22 protein-coding genes are annotated in these 19,802 nt (G+C 63.8%); 4 read left to right on the plus strand and 18 right to left on the minus strand.

Going from position 1 to position 19,802, the window contains the following annotated elements; genetic code table 11:
* Nucleotides 1–39 precede the first annotated feature (39 nt).
* Both ACPZMI_RS08925 and ACPZMI_RS08930 read right to left on the minus strand, forming a co-directional pair.
* On the minus strand, nt 40–531 hold the full coding sequence (locus ACPZMI_RS08925; RefSeq protein ID WP_186665517.1) for a 2-thiouracil desulfurase family protein: 492 nt from the start codon (nt 529–531) through the stop codon (nt 40–42).
* Complete coding sequence (locus ACPZMI_RS08930; RefSeq protein WP_426352068.1) at nt 518–1,150, minus strand: 2OG-Fe(II) oxygenase; 633 nt, start codon at nt 1,148–1,150, stop codon at nt 518–520. The genes ACPZMI_RS08925 and ACPZMI_RS08930 overlap by 14 nt, the downstream gene beginning before the upstream one ends.
* 113 nt (nt 1,151–1,263) lie before the next feature.
* Here ACPZMI_RS08930 and ACPZMI_RS08935 point away from each other — a divergent pair, with 113 nt between their 5' ends.
* Entirely contained in the window at nt 1,264–2,016 is a 753-nt protein-coding gene (locus tag ACPZMI_RS08935) for a DUF2059 domain-containing protein (protein ID WP_426352060.1), read from the plus strand.
* Here ACPZMI_RS08935 and bipL read toward each other — a convergent pair.
* A complete protein-coding gene (gene bipL, locus ACPZMI_RS08940) occupies nt 2,009–2,938 on the minus strand; it encodes a phospholipase BipL (RefSeq protein WP_186711710.1) in 930 nt (309 codons plus the stop codon). The genes ACPZMI_RS08935 and bipL overlap by 8 nt on opposite strands.
* Before the next feature lie 112 nt (nt 2,939–3,050).
* Between bipL and ACPZMI_RS08945 the strand changes: the two genes are divergently transcribed.
* From ACPZMI_RS08945 to ACPZMI_RS08955, 3 genes are all read left to right on the plus strand, one after another.
* A complete protein-coding gene (locus tag ACPZMI_RS08945) occupies nt 3,051–3,614 on the plus strand; it encodes a DUF6436 domain-containing protein (RefSeq protein ID WP_426352061.1) in 564 nt (187 codons plus the stop codon).
* 93 nt (nt 3,615–3,707) lie between these two features.
* A complete protein-coding gene (locus tag ACPZMI_RS08950) occupies nt 3,708–6,074 on the plus strand; it encodes a penicillin acylase family protein (RefSeq protein ID WP_426352062.1) in 2,367 nt (788 codons plus the stop codon).
* Between the two features lie 114 nt (nt 6,075–6,188).
* On the plus strand, nt 6,189–7,007 hold the full coding sequence (locus ACPZMI_RS08955) for an alpha/beta fold hydrolase (protein WP_288376407.1): 819 nt from the start codon (nt 6,189–6,191) through the stop codon (nt 7,005–7,007).
* Nucleotides 7,008–7,049: 42 nt separating this feature from the next.
* On the opposite strand, the gene ACPZMI_RS08960 is transcribed toward ACPZMI_RS08955, so the two are convergent.
* From ACPZMI_RS08960 to oscA, 15 genes are all read right to left on the minus strand, one after another.
* Nucleotides 7,050–7,928, minus strand: a complete 879-nt coding sequence (locus ACPZMI_RS08960; RefSeq protein WP_426352063.1) for a transporter substrate-binding domain-containing protein — start codon at nt 7,926–7,928, stop codon at nt 7,050–7,052.
* Entirely contained in the window at nt 7,925–8,698 is a 774-nt protein-coding gene (locus ACPZMI_RS08965) for an amino acid ABC transporter ATP-binding protein (RefSeq protein ID WP_186665507.1), read from the minus strand. Before ACPZMI_RS08965 ends, ACPZMI_RS08960 begins: the two co-directional genes overlap by 4 nt.
* Nucleotides 8,695–9,354: an amino acid ABC transporter permease gene (locus tag ACPZMI_RS08970; RefSeq protein WP_186665506.1), complete on the minus strand. Its 660-nt coding sequence runs from the start codon at nt 9,352–9,354 to the stop codon at nt 8,695–8,697. The genes ACPZMI_RS08965 and ACPZMI_RS08970 overlap by 4 nt, the downstream gene beginning before the upstream one ends.
* Nucleotides 9,335–10,000, minus strand: a complete 666-nt coding sequence (locus ACPZMI_RS08975) for an amino acid ABC transporter permease (RefSeq protein ID WP_065864006.1) — start codon at nt 9,998–10,000, stop codon at nt 9,335–9,337. The genes ACPZMI_RS08970 and ACPZMI_RS08975 overlap by 20 nt, the downstream gene beginning before the upstream one ends.
* Nucleotides 10,001–10,529: 529 nt before the next feature.
* Nucleotides 10,530–11,315: a MetQ/NlpA family ABC transporter substrate-binding protein gene (locus ACPZMI_RS08980; protein ID WP_186665505.1), complete on the minus strand. Its 786-nt coding sequence runs from the start codon at nt 11,313–11,315 to the stop codon at nt 10,530–10,532.
* Nucleotides 11,316–11,501: 186 nt separating this feature from the next.
* Nucleotides 11,502–12,449, minus strand: a complete 948-nt coding sequence (locus ACPZMI_RS08985; protein ID WP_426352064.1) for a sigma 54-interacting transcriptional regulator — start codon at nt 12,447–12,449, stop codon at nt 11,502–11,504.
* A 62-nt stretch (nt 12,450–12,511) separates the two neighbouring features.
* A complete protein-coding gene (locus ACPZMI_RS08990) occupies nt 12,512–13,093 on the minus strand; it encodes an alpha/beta hydrolase (protein WP_426352065.1) in 582 nt (193 codons plus the stop codon).
* Nucleotides 13,094–13,331: 238 nt separating this feature from the next.
* Nucleotides 13,332–13,733 carry an ExbD/TolR family protein gene (locus tag ACPZMI_RS08995; protein WP_054891104.1) on the minus strand — a complete coding sequence of 134 codons (402 nt, stop codon included), beginning with the start codon at nt 13,731–13,733 and terminating at the stop codon, nt 13,332–13,334.
* Between the two features lies 1 nt (nt 13,734).
* Entirely contained in the window at nt 13,735–14,457 is a 723-nt protein-coding gene (locus ACPZMI_RS09000; protein ID WP_186665497.1) for a MotA/TolQ/ExbB proton channel family protein, read from the minus strand.
* Between the two features lie 36 nt (nt 14,458–14,493).
* Nucleotides 14,494–15,279, minus strand: coding sequence for an energy transducer TonB (locus ACPZMI_RS09005; RefSeq protein WP_426352066.1), 786 nt, complete (start codon nt 15,277–15,279; stop codon nt 14,494–14,496).
* Between the two features lie 329 nt (nt 15,280–15,608).
* The gene (locus tag ACPZMI_RS09010) at nt 15,609–16,598 is read right to left on the minus strand and encodes a sulfate/molybdate ABC transporter ATP-binding protein (protein ID WP_054891101.1); all 990 of its coding nucleotides are present in this window, start codon (nt 16,596–16,598) and stop codon (nt 15,609–15,611) included.
* 3 nt (nt 16,599–16,601) lie between these two features.
* Complete coding sequence (gene cysW, locus ACPZMI_RS09015; protein WP_112899462.1) at nt 16,602–17,474, minus strand: sulfate ABC transporter permease subunit CysW; 873 nt, start codon at nt 17,472–17,474, stop codon at nt 16,602–16,604.
* Between the two features lie 13 nt (nt 17,475–17,487).
* A complete protein-coding gene (cysT, locus tag ACPZMI_RS09020; protein ID WP_186665492.1) occupies nt 17,488–18,306 on the minus strand; it encodes a sulfate ABC transporter permease subunit CysT in 819 nt (272 codons plus the stop codon).
* Between the two features lie 102 nt (nt 18,307–18,408).
* A complete protein-coding gene (locus tag ACPZMI_RS09025; RefSeq protein WP_426352067.1) occupies nt 18,409–19,416 on the minus strand; it encodes a sulfate ABC transporter substrate-binding protein in 1,008 nt (335 codons plus the stop codon).
* A gap of 44 nt (nt 19,417–19,460) precedes the next feature.
* On the minus strand, nt 19,461–19,643 hold the full coding sequence (gene oscA, locus ACPZMI_RS09030) for a sulfur starvation response protein OscA (RefSeq protein ID WP_016489716.1): 183 nt from the start codon (nt 19,641–19,643) through the stop codon (nt 19,461–19,463).
* Nucleotides 19,644–19,802 lie beyond the last annotated feature (159 nt).

The raw sequence follows: 19,802 nt of genomic DNA on the forward strand, positions 1-19,802 counted from the left end.
TGTGGGAGCGGGCTTGCCCGCGAAAGGAACGACACCGAACTACCCGAGTGCCCGTTGCGCCTCATCCAGCTCCAGCTCGCTGAACACCAGCACCCCTTCCCGGCGCAACAGCGCAGCAACGACACCCTCCCCCGGCACCTTCACCCCGCTGAAACTGCCATCGTAGGTCAGTCGGTTACCGCACGACGGGCTACCGGACTTGAGCACCGCAACCCGAATCCCATGCCGCCGCACCAGCGCCAGGGCCTGCCGAGCGCCGCCCAGAAAGGCCGCACTGACATCCTCGCCAGCCACGGTCAGAACCTGAACCTGCCCATCGAGCACCTGGCCACCCTGCCCGCCCTGGATCTCCGCCGGCGGTCGCGGCGTCGGCAAGCCACCCGCCACCTCCGGGCACAAGGGCACTACACGCCCCTCGGCCTGCCATTGCTTGAGCAGATCGGGGTGGCCGCTGTCGCGTCCGTCATAGCGCACCGGCTGCCCCAGCAGACAGGCACTGACCAGTACCTTGGGCGACTCAGAAGGGATCATTGCCACGGCGCCGGAACCAGCCTGTCAGTGACAGGCGTTCGCGATTGGCCGGCAGGACTTCATGCGGGACTTCACCCGACAGGAACACCACCAGGCTGCCGGCCTCGGGCTGGACGTCATGCTCGACGTCGTCGGCAAGGAACATCCGCAACTGCCCGCCGTCTTCGGCTTGCCAGCGCTCATTGAGATAGAGCACCACCGACACCATGCGCCGGTCGTCGTCGCGGAAACGGTCAAGATGCCTGCGGTAGAAGGCGCCCGGCGGATACAGGGCGAAATGACACTCGAAGTCTTCCAACCCCAGGAACAGCCCTTGGTTGATCGCCTGGCGCAGGTTGCCCATGAGCTCAAGGTAGCGGTCGCAGGCCTCGGCCTGGCCGGGGTCGATCCACTGGATCTGGTCGCCACGGATCGCCTCGCGCACCTCCTGGGCCGCCCCCCTGCCGACACCTGCGGGGCTCAGTTCGCCCTCGGCATGGCGCCTGCGACACTCGGTGGCCAAGGCGCGGGCCAGCTCGAGCGACAGGAAAAGTGCCTGCTGCGACCAGCCACGGGTGGCCAGGTCGTCGACGATGATCGACAGCAGCGGATGTTCGGGAGAGGTATGCATGGCGCGCATCATATCCATTAGCCATGAGCACGGACAGCGCCACTTGGCCGAGAAGCACGCTGATATCTCGACAAAGGCGTACCACCCCACGGACAATAGCGGCCTGCCGACAGGAGTCCTGAATGCGCCGTTTGTTTTCCCTGCTTGTGCTGATGATCTGCACCATGCCTGTCTGGGCAGACAGCCTCGACCAACTGTACAAGGCCGCCGGCTGGCCCGACCAGCGCGCCCACTTCAATGACGCCATCGGGGCCGCCCAGCAGCGCTACCGCAACAGCCTGCCGCCCGCGGTTTTCCAGGCGCTCGTCGACAACAGCAACCAACGCTTCCAGGCCCAGGCAATGGATCAACGCGCCCAGGCCCAACTGCGCGCCAACCTGAAGAACCCGGCGCCGGCGCTGGCGTTCTTCCAATCGCCACTGGGGCGCAAGGTGGTTGCCGCCGAGCTGCTGGCCACGCGCAAGGACCAATTGGCCAAGAACGCCAAGGGCCTTCCCCGCATCCAGGCCAGCGACAACCGTCTGCTGGCCATCGGTCACCTGGCCCAGGCCCTGCCCGCCCGCGAAGCGGGGGCCGAGGTCAGCCTGGCGATCGCCGGAGTTGCCGCCGACAGCCTCAGCTCGATGATCCCCGGCCTGTTCGGCAGCGGCCAGGCCCAGGGCCTGCTCGATGGTCAGCGCCAACGCTTGATGAACGAGATTGGCGAAGACCTGAACAACACCTTGTTGTATGTCTACCGCGACCTGTCCGACGACGAGCTGGAAGCGTTCGCCACCTTCGCCGAATCCGCAGAGGGCAAGGCCTACTACAGCGCCGCGCTGGCTGCAGTGCGTGCGGGGCTGGCCGTCGGCCAGAGCAGCGCCAACCTCAAGTGAGCAGGCGCTGGTCGAGAAAGTTGAAGTAGCGCTGGCGGATATCCGGCAGCTCGTTGGCCAGGTGATGCCGCGCCTCGGGCAGCAGGAGAATCTGCGGCTCGGCGAACTTCTCCTTCAGCACCCTGAGGTTGTATGGCCAGTCCACCGTGCCGTCCGCCTCGCCCTGGACGATCAGCGGCCGACGCCGACTGTGCGGCGCCGCCTCGATGCGCTTGATCCAGGCCATCAGCGCGCCCACCCATGCCGTCGGCAGGCGCCGCGGCTGCAGCGGGTCAGCCTCGAGGAACGCGAGAAACGCCGGGTCATTGGTATTGGCGCTGAAACGTCGCTCGATACCATCGACGAAATGACGCAGCACCCGATAACTCAACTTCGACCAGTGCCAGGCCCGCGGCCGCACCAACGGCGCCAGCAGGATCACCTGGCCGTCGGCCGGGCTCTGCTCGCCGCAGTGCAGCAGATGATCGACAACGATGGCCCCACCCGTGCTCTGCCCGCACAGGTGCCAGGGCCGTGGCAGGTCGAGCCTGCGCGCTTGCTCGAAGAGGGCATCGAGCACCTGCTGGTAGACCGCGAAGTCGGCGATGCTGGCCCGCTCGCCGCTGGACAGCCCGTGACCTGGCAGGTCGCAGCCGATCACCGCGAAGCCCTGCTGCAGCGCCCAGCCAATCACATGACGATACAGCCCCATATGGTCGTAGTAACCATGCAGCAGGAACAATGTCGCCACCGGCGCATCCGGCAGCCACACCTGCCCCACCAGGTCGAAACCCGCCACACTGAAGGCGCCCAGCCAGCTTTGCGCCGGCAGGTCGAGGCCATAGAAGCGCTGGTAGTCGAGGGCCTGGGCCGACAGTGGCTGGCGCGCCGCCAGCGGGGCAAGGCTGGTACGCAGCAGGTCGGGGTCAAAGGGTGACGGCATGGAGACATCCACAATGGCGCGAGTATTGATCTGCGATATTCAGCTCTGAGCCCGGTCATGGCAAGCTGGCGTCCCCTGCAGAAGCGGTCGTGTCGTTTTCTACGGAATCACCATGCGAATTTTTACCACGCTGCTCACCACCCTGGTCTGCGCCGCCCTGCTGTGGTGGGCCTACGACAGTTTCCAGTCCCGCTACCTGCGCACCTTCGACAACCAGGCCACGCTGTTCGACGGCAGCCAGTTGCAACTGCCCGCCGAGCTCGCAGGCCCTGGCCCGATCCGCATCGTGCACTTCTGGGACCCGGCCTGCCCTTGCAACGTCGGTAACCAGCAACACCTGGCCGAGCTGATCGAGCACTTCGCCGCACAGGGTGTGACCTTCCATGTACTGCAAAAGCCTGGCAGTCACGGCCAACTACCCGCCAACCTTGGCGCCTTGCAACCCGTCGGCGACCTGCCCGGCAGCGAATACCTGCCTGCGTCACCGGCTGTGGCGATCTGGGATCGCAAGGGTCAGCTCGCCTATTTCGGCCCTTACAGCGAAGGCGCAGTGTGCAACTCCAGCAACAGTTTCATCGAGCCGGTGATCCAGGCGCTGCTGCAAGGCCGTCAGGTACAGGCCTCCAATGCCCTGGCCAGCGGCTGCTATTGCCCCTGGCAGAAAGAAGCGCAGTAAAGGGCAGACCTGTCACGCCGGGAAGGCTATTCTCAACGCGTTTTGCGGTGTTCAGCAGCCGCTCGCCCCCTCGTCAACGGCACAAGGAATTCTATGAAGCGCAGCCTCACTCTGCTTGCCATCGTCGTGGCCGTAGCCGCGGGTGCCGGTTACTGGTACGTGCACGGCAAGCTGCCGCAGCGCGAGGGCGAAGTGGCTATCACCGGCTTGAGCGCACCGGTCAGCGTGCGCTACGACGAACGCGGTGTACCGCATCTACAGGCGCAGAACGAGCCTGACCTGTACCGCGCCCTGGGCTATGTGCACGCCCAGGACCGGCTGTTCCAGATGGAACTGGTGCGCCGCCTGGCACGTGGTGAGCTGGCCGAAGTGCTGGGCAGCAAACTGGTGCCCACCGACACCCTGTTTCGCAGCCTGCGCATCCGCGAGCAGGCGGCGCGGATGGTCGAGCGCCTGGATCACCAGTCACCGTCCTGGCTCGCACTGCAGGCCTACCTGGACGGCGTGAACAGCTGGCAGGCCAGCCATCCCAAGCCGGTGGAGTTCGACGTCCTCGGTATCCCTGAACGCCCCTTCACCGCCGAAGACACCCTGAGCATCGCCGGCTACCTGGCCTACAGTTTCGCCGCCGCCTTTCGCACCGAACCTGCGCTGACCTATATCCGCGATCAGCTCGGCCCCGACTACCTGAAGATCTTCGACCTCGACTGGCAACCTGACGGAGCTCTGCACCCGGCCCTTGCCGCCAACGACTGGCGCGCACTCGAAGGCCTGGCCCGGCTCAGCCACCAGGCGCTTGGCGACGCGGGTATCCCGCAGTTCGAAGGCAGCAACGCCTGGGCTGTCGCCGGCAGCCATACCCGCAGTGGCCGCCCGCTGCTGGCGGGCGATCCGCATATCGGCTTCGCAGTACCGGCAGTGTGGTACGAGGCTGAACTGTCGGCGCCCGGCTTCAACCTCTACGGCTATTTCCAGGCGCTGAACCCCTTCGCCCTGCTCGGTCACAATCGCGACTTCGGCTGGAGCCTGACCATGTTCCAGAACGACGACGTCGATCTGATCGCCGAGAAGACCAACCCCGCCGACACCAACCAGGTCATGGTCGATGGCCAATGGCGCGCGCTGGAGACAACCGAGCAGCAGATCGCGGTCAAGGGCGAAGCTCCGGTGACCATCACCCTGCGTCGCTCGCCCCACGGGCCGATCGTCAACGATGTGCTCGGCGAAACCGCAGGGCAAACCCCTGTCGCCATGTGGTGGGCCTTCCTCGAAACCGAAAACCCCATCCTTGATGCCTTCTACCAGGTCAACCGCGCCGACACCCTGGGCAAGATGCGCGAGGCCGCGGCGAAGATCCAGGCACCGGGGCTGAACCTGGTCTGGGCCAACGCTCGCGGTGACATCGGCTGGTGGGCCTCGGCGCAATTGCCGATTCGTCCGGACGGGGTCAACCCGGCGTTCATTCTCGACGGCAGCACCCACCAGGCCGACAAGCTCGGCTTCTACCCCTTCAGCGCCAATCCCCAGCAGGAGAATCCGCCCAGCGGCTACATCGTCTCGGCCAACTACCAGCCCCCGGCCGCCATGCCGATCCCCGGCTATTACAACCTGCCCGACCGTGGCCGCCAGCTGGATCGTCGACTGGCCGACCCGCAAGTCAAATGGGATGTGCAGAACAGCCAGGCGCTGCAGCTGGACACCAGCACCGACTACGGCCCCCGCACCTTGGCGCCGCTGCTCAATACCTTGCGTGCGATCGCCGAGGGTGACGAACAGAAGGAACTGGTCGAACAACTGGCCGCATGGCGCGGCGACTATCCACTGGATTCGACCAGCGCCACGCTGTTCAACCAGTTCCTCTACGAGCTGGCGTTCGCGGCCCTGCATGACGAGCTGGGCGACACCTGGTTCCAGGTGCTGATCAGCACCCGCGCCATCGACGCCGCGCTACCGCGCCTGGCCGCCGATGCCGACTCACCCTGGTGGAACCTGCGCGGCGGCCACGACCGCACCGACCGCACCGCCATCGTCCGCCAGGCCTGGCAACGCAGCCTGGCGCATCTGCGCGAGCTGTACGGCAGCGACCCGGCCGACTGGCAATGGGGCAAGGCCCACACCCTCACCCATAACCACCCGCTGGGTCAGCAGAAACCGTTGAACCTGCTGTTCAATGTCGGCCCCTTCGCCGCACCGGGCACCCATGAGGTGCCGAACAACCTGTCGGCGAAGATCGGCCCGGCGCCCTGGCCGGTGAACTACGGGCCTTCGACCCGACGCCTGATCGACTTCGCCGACGCCGGGCAAGCGCTGACCATCAACCCTGTAGGCCAGAGTGGCGTGCCGTTCGACCGCCATTACTCGGACCAGGCCGAAGATTATGTACAGGGGCGGTATCACAAGGCGCAGATGGGGGTGATTCCGGCGCGCACTACCTTGCGCCTGGTGCCACCGGGACAGTGAACGCGCTGCTGTCGAAAAGCTCACCACCAGAGCAGCCCTAACATGACCAGTTTCACAACCCTTCACACTGCGAACAGGTAACCTGTTCGCCCCTTTCTTCCAAGAGCCTTCCTCATGCAAAAGCACTTCATCGAAATCGACGGCGCCCGCATGAGCTACGTCGACCAGGGCCAGGGCTTCCCGGTGCTGCTGGGCCATAGCTACCTGTGGTCTGCCGCGATGTGGCAACCGCAGATCGATGCGCTGTCGAAACACTTCCGCGTGCTGGTGCCCGAGCTCTGGGGCCATGGCGACTCCGAGGCACCACCAGCCACCACCACCGACATGAGCGCGCTGGCACGCCAGCACCTGGCGTTTCTCGACGCGCTGGGCATCGACAAATGCCATCTGGTCGGCCTGTCGGTCGGTGGCATGTGGGGTGCTGAGCTGGCGATCGAACACCCGGAACGGGTTGACCGCATCGTGCTGATGGACACCTACCTCGGCGCCGAACCTGAAGCCACGCGCCTGAAGTACTTCGGCCTGCTGGATGCCGCCAGCGGCGCAGGGTTCTTCCCTGACCCACTGCTCGACATCGTGGTGCCGATCTTCTTCCATGCCGGCGGCCAGACGGTGCCAGACGTGCGCGAGCAGTTCCGCGCCGACCTCAAGGCCAGCAGCGCCGAGACCATTCGCCAGAGCCTCGACCCGATGGGGCGGGTGATTTTCGGACGCCCTGACCTGCTGGGCCGACTGGGCGAGTTGCCGGCAGAGCGGACCATCGTGGTCTGCGGCGACCAGGATATTCCGCGTCCGCCTGCCGAAAGCAACGAAATGGCACGGATCATCGGCTGCCTGGCGGCGCAGATTCCGTTCGCAGGGCATATCTCCAGCCTGGAGAACCCGAAGGTGGTGAATGAGTTCCTGTTGAACTGGTTGCCGCGTAACCGCTGATATCGCCGGGGCTGCAGTGCAGCCCCGCGATTGGACCCTGACTCACCCCTGCCACTTGCCGCCCTCGACGATCACGCTCTCAGGCTTGGTGTCGTCGCTCAGCTCCTTGCGCACGTACTGGTCATACAGTTTGAGCAGGAACTTCTCCTCGCCCAGCTTGGCCAGCTCGGCATTGACCCAGTCGCGCAGCTCGGTATTGCCCTTCTTCACCGCCGGGGCAATCGGCGCCTCGTCACCCAGCAACTCTGGCAACACGCGGTAACCCGGGTTCTGCTTGGCCCAGCTGAACAGGATCAGGTTGTCCTGGGCATAGGCGTCGCCACGGCCATTGGCCAGGGCCTGCAGCGATTCGCTGTTCTTCTCGAACTTGAGCAGCTTCCAGTCCGGGTGGTTCTTGGTCAGCCAGATATCGGCGGTGGTGCCGGTGGTGACGATGATGGTCTTGCCGGCCAGGTCATCGAGGGCTTTCACCGGGCTGCCATCGGCCACGATGGCCTGCACCGCCACACGCAGGTTGGGGTTGGTGAAGTCGACCGCTTCCTTGCGCTCCGGGGTGACGGTCATGTTGGCGAGGATCAGGTCGACCTTGTCGCTCTGCAGGAACGGGATGCGGCTGGCCGGCTCCACGGCCACGAACTCGACCTTGTTCTCGTCGCCGAGCAGGTCCTTGGCGAAGCGACGACCGATATCGGTGTCGAAGCCCACATAGCGGCCGCTCTCGTCGACGAAGCCGAACGGCGGCTTGTCGGTGAACACGCCGACGATCAACTTATCGCGGGCCTTGATGGTTTCCAGGTAGCTGGTGGACAGCGCGGACGTCGCCGCAGCCGACTTGCCCGGCTCCGCGGGTTTGTCGCAACCGGCCAGCAAGGCCAGGCCGAACAGCGGCGCCAGCAGTTTGGTGAAGTGGGCAGTTTTCATGACAGTTCCTTGTGTAGTGTCTTCGGCAGGCTTTCGACGAAGGAGAATTTGTCCAGGAACTGCTGCGCGCGTGCGGTCCGCGGTTGGCTGAAGAAGCTCTCGGGGTCGCTCTGTTCAAGGATCCTGCCGGCCTCCATGAACACGATACGGTCGGCCACCGCCCGGGCGAAGGCCATTTCGTGGGTGACGATGAGCAGGGTCATGCCGTCCCGGGCCAGGCCCTGGATCACCTGCAGCACCTCCTTGACCATCTCGGGATCCAGGGCTGCGGTGACCTCGTCGAACAGCATCACCTGCGGGTTCATGCACAACGAACGAACAATGGCGATGCGCTGCTGCTGGCCGCCTGACAACTGCCGGGGGAAGGCGTCCCGCTTGTCCAGCAACCCCACCCGCGCCAGCAACGCCTCGGCCTGCGCCTGGGCTTCGGCGCGCTCGCGCTTCTGCACCTTGAGTGGGCCGAGCAGCAGGTTGTCGATCACGCTCATGTGACCGAACAGGTGATAGCTCTGGAACACCATGCCCACCCGCTGGCGTACCTGGCGCCAGTCGGTGCCGGGGCCGAGCAAGTCCTGGCCATCGAGGCGCAGGCTACCGCCATGGGCCTCCTCCAGGCCGTTCAGGCAACGCAGCAGGGTGCTCTTGCCGCAACCGCTGGGGCCGAGGATCACCACCACTTCGCCGGCCTGTACTTGCAGGTCGACCCCCTTGAGCACCTGGTGCTCACCGAAGAACTTGTTGAAACCCTGGAATTCGATCAATGCGCTCATGAGTGGGCCCAGCGGCGTTCCAGCGCGCGCGAAGCGGCGGAAAGCGGATAGCAGATGAAAAAGAAGAACAGGAACAGTACGCCGTAGATCAGCACCGACTCGTAGGTACGCTCGATGATCTGCTGGCCGGCCTTGATCACATCGACGACGCCGATCAGCACGGCAAGCGAGCTGGTCTTGACGATGCGCGTGTAGATGTTGATGGTGGGCGGCGTCATGCGCTTGAGGGCCTGCGGCAACAGCACGTGCCCATACAACTGCAGGCCCGACAGGCCGATCGACAACCCCGCCTCACGCTGGCCGCGCGGCAGCGAAGCCAGGGCCCCGCGCACCACCTCGCCAACCTCGCTGGCACCCCACAGCCCCAGCACCAGCACCGCGCACCAGAAGCTGGGGATACTCAGCGAAAAGAAGATCGGCAACCCGAAGAACACCAGGTACAGCCAGACCAGCACCGGTATCGCCCGAAACAGCTCCAGATAGATCTGCAAGGCGATGTTCACCGCACGCTTGCCCAGCGTGGCCAGCACGCCATAGAGCACACCACCCAGGGTGGCGAAGACGATGCCCAAGGCCGAGATCGCCAGGGTCTGTCCGGCGCCCTTGGCCAGTTGCGGCAAGGACACCAGCAGCAGCTCAATTGCCGAACTGGCCATGTTGCAGCCTCCTTTCGAGGTGGCGCAGCAGCAGCGACAACGGCAGGAACAGCAGCACGCAGAGCAACGTCAGCACCGCGAGCATCTCGTAGGTCTTGTAGTACAGGGCGATGTAGTTCTTGGTGGTGTAGAGGATTTCCGGCACGGCTACCGCCGAGACCACGGTGGTTTCCTTGAGCAGGAAGATGAAGTTGGCGAATAGCGCCGGCAGGCTGAGGATGCCGGCCTGGGGCAGGATCACGTGGCGCAGCAACTGGCCCTCGGACAAGCCGATGGAGCGCCCGGACTCCAGCTGCGCCCGTGGCACCGCTTCGACACCCGCTCGCAGCACCTCGGTGAGGTAGGCGCCGCCCATGAAGGTCATGGTGATGATCGCGGCAGCGAAGCCGGATACTTTCAAACCCAGGGTCGGCAGTGCGAAATAGACGAAGAACAACTGGATCAGCAGCGGCGTGTTGCGCGCCAGCTCCACATAGCCTTTGACCAGCCGCCACAGGTAGGGGGTGCGAAACACCAGGACGGCGGCATTGAACACGGCGACCAGCAGCGAGGTGGCGATGGCGATCAGCCCGACCTGCAGGGTGACGCCGACGGCCTTGAGGAATGCCGGGAGTGTGCTAAGCATGAAGGCAGTGTCGAAGGTCATGGATAACGCCTCGACACAAGGTCACGGAGGTACGACATGGGCAAGGTTCCGGGCTCGACGCGAGGATGGCTCGGCGTCGTGGACGATGAAAGGGATGTGCCGGTAAGCACGATAGGTAGACTCTAAAGGCATAAAAAACTTTCTCTAAATACCCTTATTGCATATTGATATCACCCGACGGGCTAACCGGAAATTTCATACATCCGTCTGGGATCTTTCCCTCGAAATATCTCTCAAATGGACTTCAGACTGATCGGCCTGCCAGGCCCACAGGGACGACAACGATGAACAGCCCAAGCACACCTGTTTCGAACGAACAACTTCAGTGGTTGCTGGCCCTGCGCAAGGCGCTTGCCGAGCAGCGTTGACGGGGCTCGGGATTGCGGTGCTTTCTTCGCGGGCAAGCCCGCTCCTACAAGAGCCGGTGACGGTCTCGGGATTGAGGATGCGAAAAGGACACCGCAGCGCACAAACAAAAACGCCGACACAACAGTGTCGGCGTTTTCATGTGAAGCGCTAACCCGGCAAATCAGAACGCCGGCAGTACCGCGCCCTGGTACTTCTGCTCGATGAAGGCTTTCACTTCAGGGCTGGTCAGGGCCTTGGCCAGCTTCTGGATGGCGTCGCTGTTCTTGTTGTCAGGACGCGCGACCAGGAAGTTCACGTATGGCGAGTCGCTGCCTTCGATCACCAGCGCATCCTTGGCCGGGTTCAGGCCAGCCTCCAGCGCGTAATTGGTGTTGATCATGTCCAGGTCGACCTGGTCCAGCACGCGCGGCAGCATGGCCGACTCGAGCTCGCGGAATTTCAGTTTCTTCGGGTTCTCGGCGATGTCTTTCGGCGTCGCCAGGGCGTTCTTCGGATCCTTCAGCGTGATCAGGCCGGCCTTCTGCAACAGCAGCAGGGCGCGACCACTGTTGCTGCCCTCGTTCGGGATAGCCACGGTGGCGCCTTCCTTGAGCTCCGACAGGCTCTTGACCTTCTTGGAGTAGCCACCGAACGGCTCGACGTGAACGCCGATCACGGTTTCCAGGTGGGTGCCCTTGCCTTCGTTGAAGTTCTTCAGGTACGGCAGGGTCTGGAAGTAGTTGGCGTCCAGGCGCTTCTGGTCGACCTGCACGTTCGGCTGCACGTAGTCAGTGAAGACCTTGATCTGCAGGTCAACACCTTCCTTGGCCAGGGTCGGCTTGATCAGCTCGAGGATTTCGGCGTGCGGCACCGGCGTGGCGGCTACCACCAGTTTTTCGGCGGCGTGAGCCAGGCCGGACAGCGACAGGGCAGCAGCGAGGGCAGTCGTCAGCAGGGTCTTTTTCATGGTGATCCTTGTTATCAAGCTGGGGCCATCGACGATGGCGAAGTCAGGTGCCACACCGTCTCGACAGTGGGCGTGGAGCGGACGATACCGGGATTTTTTATGCCCTAACAATATCTTTTGATTCGCTGCTTATTCCAAAAACAAAAAGCCATCAGCTGTTTTGCTTATGAGCGACCGACAACCGCTCTAGCTCGCGGATGCATTGAGCTCGGCCAGGCTTTGCTCCAGCAGCTCACGCAAGGCGGCACGCGTGCCTGGCTCACGGCTGCGCCCCAGTTGCGCAAGCTGGCTGGCCAGACTGGCCAGGGGCGCACGCTCGGGCAGGTCCAGGTGCTGCGGGAGAATTTCATCACCGTCGGCCACCAGCAAGGCAAAGTGGATGACGTTCTCCAGCTCGCGGGTGTTGCCGGGCCAGGCATGGGCTTCCAGCGCTTGCTGCGCCGCTTCGCTGATCAGCGGCACGCTGCGCTCCAGGCGCACGCTGTAGATGCCGACGAAGTATTCGGCCAGCGGCAGGATGTCCCCCACCCTCTGGCGCAGTGCCGGCAATTCCAGTTCGCCCTCGTGCAGATAGAGGTACAGCCGTTCGTTGAAGCGCCCGGCACGCACCGCCTGGGCCAGGTCGATGCTGGAGGCGGCCACCAGACGCACATCCACGGCCTGCGCCTGCTGGGCGCCGACCCGAGTGACCTCACGGTTCTCCAGGGCCGCCAGCAGCTTGCCCTGGATGGCCAGCGGCAGGTCGGCGATCTCGTCCAGGTACAAGGTGCCGCCATTGGCCGAACCGAACCAGCCTGCGCGACTGCTGGCCGTGCCGCCATGGGTACCGGCGCTGTAGCCAAACAGCTCGGCATCGGCGTAGGTGTGGCTGATGCCCGCGCAGTTGACCGAGACGAACAACCCCGCGCGATCGCTGGCACGGTGGATCTGCCTTGCCAGCAGCTCCTTGCCGGTGCCGGTCTCACCACGGATCAGCACCGGCAGCGGTTGCGGCGCCAGGCGTTCGAGCGCTTCGCGCAGTTGCTGCGAACGTGCATCGACGAATACCAGCGCCTTGGCACGGATGCTCAGCGGGCTCTTGTCCAGCTCGGGAAACGTCAGCAGTGGCTGGCCGAAGGGATTGTTGAAACTCATGGAAAACTCCCGCCCCAGACGCAGGCGACCAGGGGTTCAGCGAAATCGGTTGAAAGGCCAGGTCAGGCGCGGCGCAGGGAGCGCTGCTCGATCCGGCCTTGCAGGCGGTACAGGTAGGCGAAGCCCTGTTCCCAGCGCTCGTGACCGGACTTGACGTTGATGTGCCCGGCATTGCTCAACAACCCTGCTTCCGCGCCCCAGGCCTTGGCCAGGTAGAGTGCACGCGGCACGCTGACGGCCGGATCGTTGTCCGAGCTGACCACCTGGCTGGGAAACGGCAGCGTGTGCAGGGGAATGGGCGCGAAATTGCGCAAGGCCGGCGCGCAGGTCGGCCGTTCGACATCCGCGGGCGCCACCAGCAGCGCCCCTCGCACCTGGCGCAGCAGCGCAGGGCTGGCCTGCGCGGCCCAGTGGGCGATGGTGATGCAACCCAGGCTGTGGGCGATGAGGATCACCGGCGAGCGTTCGGCGGCAATCGCCTGCTCGAGTGCCTGTATCCAGTCGCGCCGCTGCGGGGTGAGCCAATCGTGCTGCTCGACCCGGGCGCTGTTGGGCAGGCTGCGCTGCCAGTGGCTTTGCCAATGATTGTCTGGCGATCCTTGCCAGCCCGGCACAATCAGGTAACGAATCGACTCATTGCGCATGGGGACGCCTCCTTGGAAGTTTGCGTGCTTGGGAACCCAGTATAGGGAGGCAGTTATATTCGTAAAGGAATAAGAAGCTATTTATTAATAACCATAATTATTGGTTGTCTGGGCTGGCCTTTTCGCGGGCAAGCCCGCTCCTACAGGGTTTGTGCGCCCCGGGGCGGGCATAAAAAAAAGGCCATCCCCTGCCAAGAGAAATGGCCCTGAAGCACTTGCCTGAAGAGGGTATTGCCGATCAACGCGCGGTGATCACCGCCAGCTTGCTGATCCCGGCACGTTCGATGGCGGCCATCGCCCGCGCCACTTCGCCGTAGTTGACGCCATCGTCAGCCTGCAGCTGTACACGCACATCCGCATCCTTTTCCCTGGCCGCCTTGAGGTTGGTTTCCAGCAGGTCCGGCTGGATCTCGTCCTTGTTGATGAACAGCTTGCCGCCGCCATCGATGCTCACCACCAGCGGGTCTTTCTGCTCCACTGGGGCCACGGCTTCGGTCTTGGGCAAGTTGATCGGGATGGCGTTGGTCAGCAAGGGCGCGGTGACGATGAACACCACCAGCAGCACCAGCATGACGTCCACCAGCGGTGTGACGTTGATTTCACTGAGGACCTCGTCGCTGTCCTGGGTCGAGAACGCCATGTCAGGAAGCCTCCTTCACCGGCTGGCCGAAACCGGCCTGGGCTTTTTGCAGGGTCGGGTGAACCAGGACGCGGAAGGCACTCTTCTGCGCCAGGCTGTAGAAGTCGTGGGCGAAGTCGTCGAGGTCGGCTGCGGTCAGCTTGAGGCGGCGCAGGAAGTAGTTGTAGACCAGCACCGCCGGGACCGCGACGGCGATACCGACGCCCGTGGCGACCAGTGCCGCACCGATCGGGCCGGCCACGGTTTCCAGGCTGGCGGAGCCGGCAGCGCTGATGCCCTTGAGCGCTTCCATGATGCCCCACACGGTGCCGAACAGACCGATGAACGGCGAGGTGCTGCCAATACTGGCGACAACCGCCAGGCCGGTTTCCAGCGAACGGCGCTCACGCACGATCTGCTGGCGCAAGGCGCGCTCGAGGCGATCCTGATGGTTGATCGCATGGCTCAGGTCGGCTGCCTGGCCCGGCTCGCCCACGGCGATGGCGGCATAACCGGCCTGGGCGACGCGGGCGGCAGGGCCAGGCTGCTCATGGCTGATCCCGGCTGCCGAGTCGAGGCTAGAAGCGGCCCAGAACTGGGCATGGAAGCGCTTGTCCTGGTTCTTCAGCCGCACGAACTGCACGACCTTGACCAGGGCCAACGCCCAGGTGACCACGGAAAAACCAACCAGCAGCCAGATGACGGCGCTTTCAACGGATTCGAGAGGGGATGCCAACAGGCTCATGATGAAGTCTTCCTATGTTCGGTTCGATGGCGCGAGTTAACGAAGCTTGAAATCGATCGGGACACTGACCCAGCCCACCTGGGCCACGTCTCCCTGCTTGGCCGGCACGAAGCTCCAGCGCTTAACCGCAGCCAGCGCGGCGGCGTCCAGGGCATCGCGGCCGCTGGTCTTCTGGATCTGGATCTGCCCCGGCTTGCCGCTGGGCAGTACCTCGACCCGCAACAGCACGGTGCCTTCCCATCCACGGCGCTGGGCCAGTTGCGGGTATTCCGGCGCCGGGTTCTTCAGGTACGCGGCATTGGCCGAAGCGGGCGTGACCGGTGCCGGTGCTGGTGGTGCAGGTGCAGGCGCGGGCGTCGGCACCGGTGGCGGCGCCTCGACCGGCTTGGGCTGCGGCTTGGGTACGGGCTTGGGCACAGGTTTTGGTTTGGGCACAGGTTTCGGCACAGGCTTGGCGGCCAGCTCATCGACCACCGGTGGTGGTGGCGGTGGTGGCTCGACCACAGGCACAGGCGGTGGCGGCTCGACGACCGGCGGCGCCGGAGCGGCGAACTCGATGGTCATCGGCGGAATCTCTGGCGCAATCACCGGCAGCTCGGGGGTTGGTCGTTGGCTGACCCAGTAGGCCGCAGCGCCATGCAGCACCAGCACCAGCAACCCCAGCGCCAGCTTGTCGCGACGCTTGAGACCACTGACCGGCGTGCGTTGCAGGCGCAGCTGCGCCAGCGGCAGGCGAAGCGTGCGTCCAAGCTCGACCAGGTCGCCCTGGGCCGGGCGCCATGGCTGGTCGTAGGCCCTCGCGGCCGTCTGGACATTACCCATTGAATCGACTCCTGGAAACGTGATGCAGGTCTTCGGACCTTGGCCGGTCCTCGTGGCTGAATCATCCGTTTTAGAGGCTTATCTCTGAAAGTAATGTTTAAAATTAAAGCTATACAAAAATCGAATATAAGATTTTCAGGGTTCCCGCAAAGCCGCGTGGCGCAAGGGCTGTAGCGGTGAGGGCGGAAAGTAATGCACGGTCGGCATGCAAAATATTCGTGCAAGGTATGGAAAACGGCGGGCTAAGGGCCACATCGCCACCCCACCCTTCGTCCAGGCATAAAAAAACCCGGGCTACGAACCCGGGTTTTTCAACATCTGCACAAGCGTCAGATATCGGCGACCTTCTGCCAGACCTTCGGCCGGAAGAACAGGGTCTCGCCGCGCGCAAGGCCGGTCAGGCTGTCATGATCCTTGACCACTTCGGCCTCGATCAGCTCGCTCTGCCCCTCGACCTTCAGGGTCACCCGGGTGGTCGCGCCCAGCGGACGAATGTCGCGGACTTCGGCAGCGTGATGGCCCTCGGTCTCATGGCGCGACAGCGACACCTCGTGAGGGCGGAACAGCACATGGTTGCCCTCGCTCAAGGCCAGGCGGTTGGAGTCGCCGAGGAAGTGGTAGACGAAGTCGTTGGCCGGTTTCTCGTACACCTCGCCCGGCGAGCCGATCTGTTCGATCACGCCCTTGTTCATCACCACGATGCGGTCGGCCACTTCCATCGCCTCTTCCTGATCGTGGGTGACGAACACCGAGGTCAGGTTGATATCCTCGTGCAACCGCGCCAGCCAGCGGCGCAGCTCCTTGCGCACCTTGGCATCGAGGGCGCCGAACGGCTCGTCGAGCAGCAGCACCTTCGGCTCCACCGCCAGGGCGCGGGCCAGGGCGATGCGCTGGCGCTGGCCACCCGACAACTGCTCGGGGTAGCGGTCGGCGAGCCAGTCGAGCTGAACCATGTTCAGCAGCTCATGGACCTTTTCGGCGATCTTGCTCTCGCTCGGGCGTTCGCCCTTGGGCTTCATGCGCAAGCCGAAGGCGACGTTGTCGAACACGCTCATGTGGCGGAACAGCGCATAGTGCTGGAACACGAACCCGACGTTGCGATCGCGCACATCGTGGCCCGAGACATCCTCGCCGTGGAACACGATGCTGCCGTCATCCGGCGTCTCGAGGCCGGCGATGATGCGCAGCAGGGTGGTCTTGCCGCAGCCGGAGGGGCCGAGCAGCGCGACCAGCTCACCGCTGTGGATATCCAGGTTGATGTTGTTCAGGGCCTGGAAACTGTTGAAGCGCTTGCTGACGTTACGAACTTCGATCGACATGACTCATTCCTCCGCTGCGCTATGGCGCAGGCGGTTAATACGGTTCTCGCTCCACTGCTTGAGCAGCAGGATGAAGAGCGCCAGGATCAGCAACAGGCTGGCCACGCTGAAGGCCGCGACATGGTTGTACTCGTTGTAGAGGATCTCCACGTGCAGCGGCAAGGTGTTGGTGACGCCGCGGATATGGCCGGAGACCACCGACACCGCACCGAACTCGCCCATGGCCCGCGCGGTACACAGCACCACGCCGTAGATCAGGCCCCACTTGATGTTCGGCAGGGTGACATGCCAGAACATCTGCCAGCCGTTGGCGCCCAGCAGGCGCGCGGCCTCTTCCTCTTGCGTGCCCTGCTCCTGCATCAGCGGGATCAGCTCACGGGCGACGAAGGGCACGGTGACGAAAATGGTCGCCAGCACGATGCCCGGCAGGGCGAAGACGATCTGGATATCGTGGTCCTGCAGCCAGGGGCCGAGCAGGCCCTGGGCGCCGAACATCAGCACATAGACCAGGCCAGCGATCACCGGCGAGACCGAGAACGGCAGGTCGATCAGGGTGACCAGCACGCTCTTGCCACGGAAGCTGTACTTGCTCACGCACCAGGCAGCGCTGACGCCGAACACCAGGTTCAGCGGCACCGAGATGACCACCGCAAGCAGCGTCAACTTGAGCGCCGAAAGCGCGTCAGGCTCGAAGATCGCCTCGAAGAAGGTGCCGAAGCCATTCTTCAGCGCCTGGGACACCACGATCACCAGCGGCAGCAGCAGGAACAGCGCGAACACCAGCCAGCCAAGGCCGATCAGTACACGGCGCGAGGTGGCGCTGCCGCGGCGGGCGGCATTGGCGGCGGAGCTTGCAGTTATGGATGACGAAGACATGACCGGGCCTCCTTCAAGGGGTTTCGATGCGCCGCTGAAGCAGGTTGATCAGCAGCAGCAGAATGAAGGAAACCACCAGCATCAGCACGCCGATGGCGGTGGCGCCGGTGTAGTCGTACTGGTCGAGCTTGACCATGATCAGCAGCGGCAGGATCTCGGTCTTCATCGGCATGTTGCCGGCGATGAAGATCACCGAACCGTACTCGCCCACACCCCGGGCGAATGCCAGGGCGAAACCGGTCAGCCAGGCCGGCAGCAGTGCCGGCGCCAGCACATGGCGGAACACCTGCAACGGCTTGGCACCCAGGCAGGCGGCGGCCTCCTCGACCTCACGCGGGATGTCCGCCAGCACTGGCTGCACCGTACGCACCACGAACGGCAGCGTGACGAAGGTCAGGGCCAGGGTGATGCCCAACGGGGTGTAGGCGATCTTGAAGCCCAGGTCGGTGGCGAACTGGCCGACCCAGCCCGCAGGCGCGTACAGGGCAGTCAGGGCGATACCGGCGACGGCGGTGGGCAGGGCGAACGGCAGGTCGATCATCGCATCGATGATCTTGCGCCCGGGGAAGGTGTAACGCACCAGCACCCAGGCCAGCAGGGTGCCGATCACGCCATTGATGATGGCGGCGAACAGGGCGGTACCGAAACTCAGCTTGAGCGCCGCGATGACCCGCGGTGCACTGATGATGTTCCAGAACTGCTCCCAGGTCAGCTGCGAGGCATGAATGAACATGGCCGCCAGCGGTATCAGCACGATCAGGCTGAGATACACCAAGGTGTAGCCCAGCGTCAGCCCGAAGCCGGGTATGACGGGGGAGATGCGACGTGACATAAATATCCCTGGTTGAACGCACTTGGCCCGGAACAGATTCCGGGCCGGTGCAAACTTCTGAAATCCTGGGGCTGCTTTGCGGCCCCGCTTTTTCCTTGGCCTTTACTGCGCCTGGTAGATCTGGTCGAACACACCGCCGTCGTTGAAGAACTTCGGCTGCGCAGTTTTCCAGCCACCGAAGTCCTTGTCGATAGTCACCAGGTCAAGTTTCGGGAACTGCTTGGCGAATTCGGCGGCGACTTTCTCGTCACGCGGACGATAGAAGTTTTCTGCAGCGATCTTCTGGCCAGCAGGGCTGTACAGGTATTTCAGGTATTCGGTGGCGATCTCGGTGTTGCCCTTCTTCTCGGCGTTCTTGTCGACCACCGCCACTGGCGGCTCGGCGAGGATCGACAGCGAAGGCACGACGATCTCGAACTTGTCGCTGCCGCCGTCTTCCTTCAGCGCCAGGAAGGCTTCGTTTTCCCAGGCCAGCAGGACGTCGCCCTGGCCGTTGTTGACGAAGGTGATGGTCGAGCCGCGTGCGCCGGTGTCCAGCACCGGTACGTGCTTGAACAGCTCCTGCACGTACTCTTTGGCTTTGGCTTCGCTGCCACCGGATTTCAGGCCATAGGCCCAGGCGGCGAGGAAGTTCCAGCGGGCGCCGCCGGAGGTTTTCGGGTTGGGGGTGATGACCGAGACGTCTTTCTTGACCAGGTCACCCCAGTCCTTGATGCCTTTCGGGTTGCCCTTGCGCACCAGGAACACGATGGTCGAGGTGTAGGGGGTGCTGGCATCCGGCAGACGGGTCTGCCAGTTCTCCGGCAGGGTCTTGCCGAGCTTGGCGACTTCGTCGATATCGCCAGCCAGGGCCAGGGTCACCACGTCGGCGCGCAGGCCGTCGATCACCGCGCGGCCCTGCTTGCCCGAGCCACCGTGGGATTGCTGGATCTTCACCTTGTCGTCCGGGTGCGCCTGCTGCCAGTGCTTGATGAATTCGGCGTTGTACTGCTGGTACAGCTCACGGGTCGGGTCATAGGACACGTTGAGCAGTTCGTAATCCTTGGCGATGGCGGAACCGGCAAAAACGGCACTGGCCAGAGCGGCGAGCGCATAACGGCGGATGGACATGGTGAAGCTCCCGATTGGCATTTTTTCTAGTTGGATGTGTCGGATCAGCCGGACTTGTTGCCGGGCTGCTGCAGGCGGAATTTCTCCTTGCGCTCGATCTGCACGACCTGAGCGTTGTGCACGGTGATCTCCACTGCACCGAAGCGCAGGTCGCGCAGCGCGCTCTGGATTTCACGCAGAATGGTGGCTTCGTCCTGACCGTCGATGCTACGCAGAGATGCACTCATGCTCGTTCTCCATTGAGTAAGGGTGCCGGGCAGAAGAAGGGGATTGCGCCTGGCTTGAGGGCAATCTTAGTGAGGGCGGGATATTCTTAAAAATACTGTTTAAGAATGTTTATATAACTGAATTTCTGAGCAGGTAAGCGGGTGACTGTGGGAGCGGGG

It is taken from the genome of Pseudomonas wayambapalatensis (genome assembly GCF_049942315.1).
GTDB lineage: Bacteria > Pseudomonadota > Gammaproteobacteria > Pseudomonadales > Pseudomonadaceae > Aquipseudomonas > Aquipseudomonas wayambapalatensis.

What these genes read in the sequence shown, in the direction of transcription:
- ACPZMI_RS08925 (WP_186665517.1), bottom strand. Translation starts at nt 531, where the DNA reads ATGATCCCTTCTGAGTCGCCCAAGGTACTGGTCAGTGCCTGTCTGCTG.
- ACPZMI_RS08930 (WP_426352068.1), bottom strand. Translation starts at nt 1,150, where the DNA reads ATGCGCGCCATGCATACCTCTCCCGAACATCCGCTGCTGTCGATCATC.
- ACPZMI_RS08935 (WP_426352060.1), top strand. Translation starts at nt 1,264, where the DNA reads ATGCGCCGTTTGTTTTCCCTGCTTGTGCTGATGATCTGCACCATGCCT.
- bipL (WP_186711710.1), bottom strand. Translation starts at nt 2,938, where the DNA reads ATGCCGTCACCCTTTGACCCCGACCTGCTGCGTACCAGCCTTGCCCCG.
- ACPZMI_RS08945 (WP_426352061.1), top strand. Translation starts at nt 3,051, where the DNA reads ATGCGAATTTTTACCACGCTGCTCACCACCCTGGTCTGCGCCGCCCTG.
- ACPZMI_RS08950 (WP_426352062.1), top strand. Translation starts at nt 3,708, where the DNA reads ATGAAGCGCAGCCTCACTCTGCTTGCCATCGTCGTGGCCGTAGCCGCG.
- ACPZMI_RS08955 (WP_288376407.1), top strand. Translation starts at nt 6,189, where the DNA reads ATGCAAAAGCACTTCATCGAAATCGACGGCGCCCGCATGAGCTACGTC.
- ACPZMI_RS08960 (WP_426352063.1), bottom strand. Translation starts at nt 7,928, where the DNA reads ATGAAAACTGCCCACTTCACCAAACTGCTGGCGCCGCTGTTCGGCCTG.
- ACPZMI_RS08965 (WP_186665507.1), bottom strand. Translation starts at nt 8,698, where the DNA reads ATGAGCGCATTGATCGAATTCCAGGGTTTCAACAAGTTCTTCGGTGAG.
- ACPZMI_RS08970 (WP_186665506.1), bottom strand. Translation starts at nt 9,354, where the DNA reads ATGGCCAGTTCGGCAATTGAGCTGCTGCTGGTGTCCTTGCCGCAACTG.
- ACPZMI_RS08975 (WP_065864006.1), bottom strand. Translation starts at nt 10,000, where the DNA reads ATGACCTTCGACACTGCCTTCATGCTTAGCACACTCCCGGCATTCCTC.
- ACPZMI_RS08980 (WP_186665505.1), bottom strand. Translation starts at nt 11,315, where the DNA reads ATGAAAAAGACCCTGCTGACGACTGCCCTCGCTGCTGCCCTGTCGCTG.
- ACPZMI_RS08985 (WP_426352064.1), bottom strand. Translation starts at nt 12,449, where the DNA reads ATGAGTTTCAACAATCCCTTCGGCCAGCCACTGCTGACGTTTCCCGAG.
- ACPZMI_RS08990 (WP_426352065.1), bottom strand. Translation starts at nt 13,093, where the DNA reads ATGCGCAATGAGTCGATTCGTTACCTGATTGTGCCGGGCTGGCAAGGA.
- ACPZMI_RS08995 (WP_054891104.1), bottom strand. Translation starts at nt 13,733, where the DNA reads ATGGCGTTCTCGACCCAGGACAGCGACGAGGTCCTCAGTGAAATCAAC.
- ACPZMI_RS09000 (WP_186665497.1), bottom strand. Translation starts at nt 14,457, where the DNA reads ATGAGCCTGTTGGCATCCCCTCTCGAATCCGTTGAAAGCGCCGTCATC.
- ACPZMI_RS09005 (WP_426352066.1), bottom strand. Translation starts at nt 15,279, where the DNA reads ATGGGTAATGTCCAGACGGCCGCGAGGGCCTACGACCAGCCATGGCGC.
- ACPZMI_RS09010 (WP_054891101.1), bottom strand. Translation starts at nt 16,598, where the DNA reads ATGTCGATCGAAGTTCGTAACGTCAGCAAGCGCTTCAACAGTTTCCAG.
- cysW (WP_112899462.1), bottom strand. Translation starts at nt 17,474, where the DNA reads ATGTCTTCGTCATCCATAACTGCAAGCTCCGCCGCCAATGCCGCCCGC.
- cysT (WP_186665492.1), bottom strand. Translation starts at nt 18,306, where the DNA reads ATGTCACGTCGCATCTCCCCCGTCATACCCGGCTTCGGGCTGACGCTG.
- ACPZMI_RS09025 (WP_426352067.1), bottom strand. Translation starts at nt 19,416, where the DNA reads ATGTCCATCCGCCGTTATGCGCTCGCCGCTCTGGCCAGTGCCGTTTTT.
- oscA (WP_016489716.1), bottom strand. Translation starts at nt 19,643, where the DNA reads ATGAGTGCATCTCTGCGTAGCATCGACGGTCAGGACGAAGCCACCATT.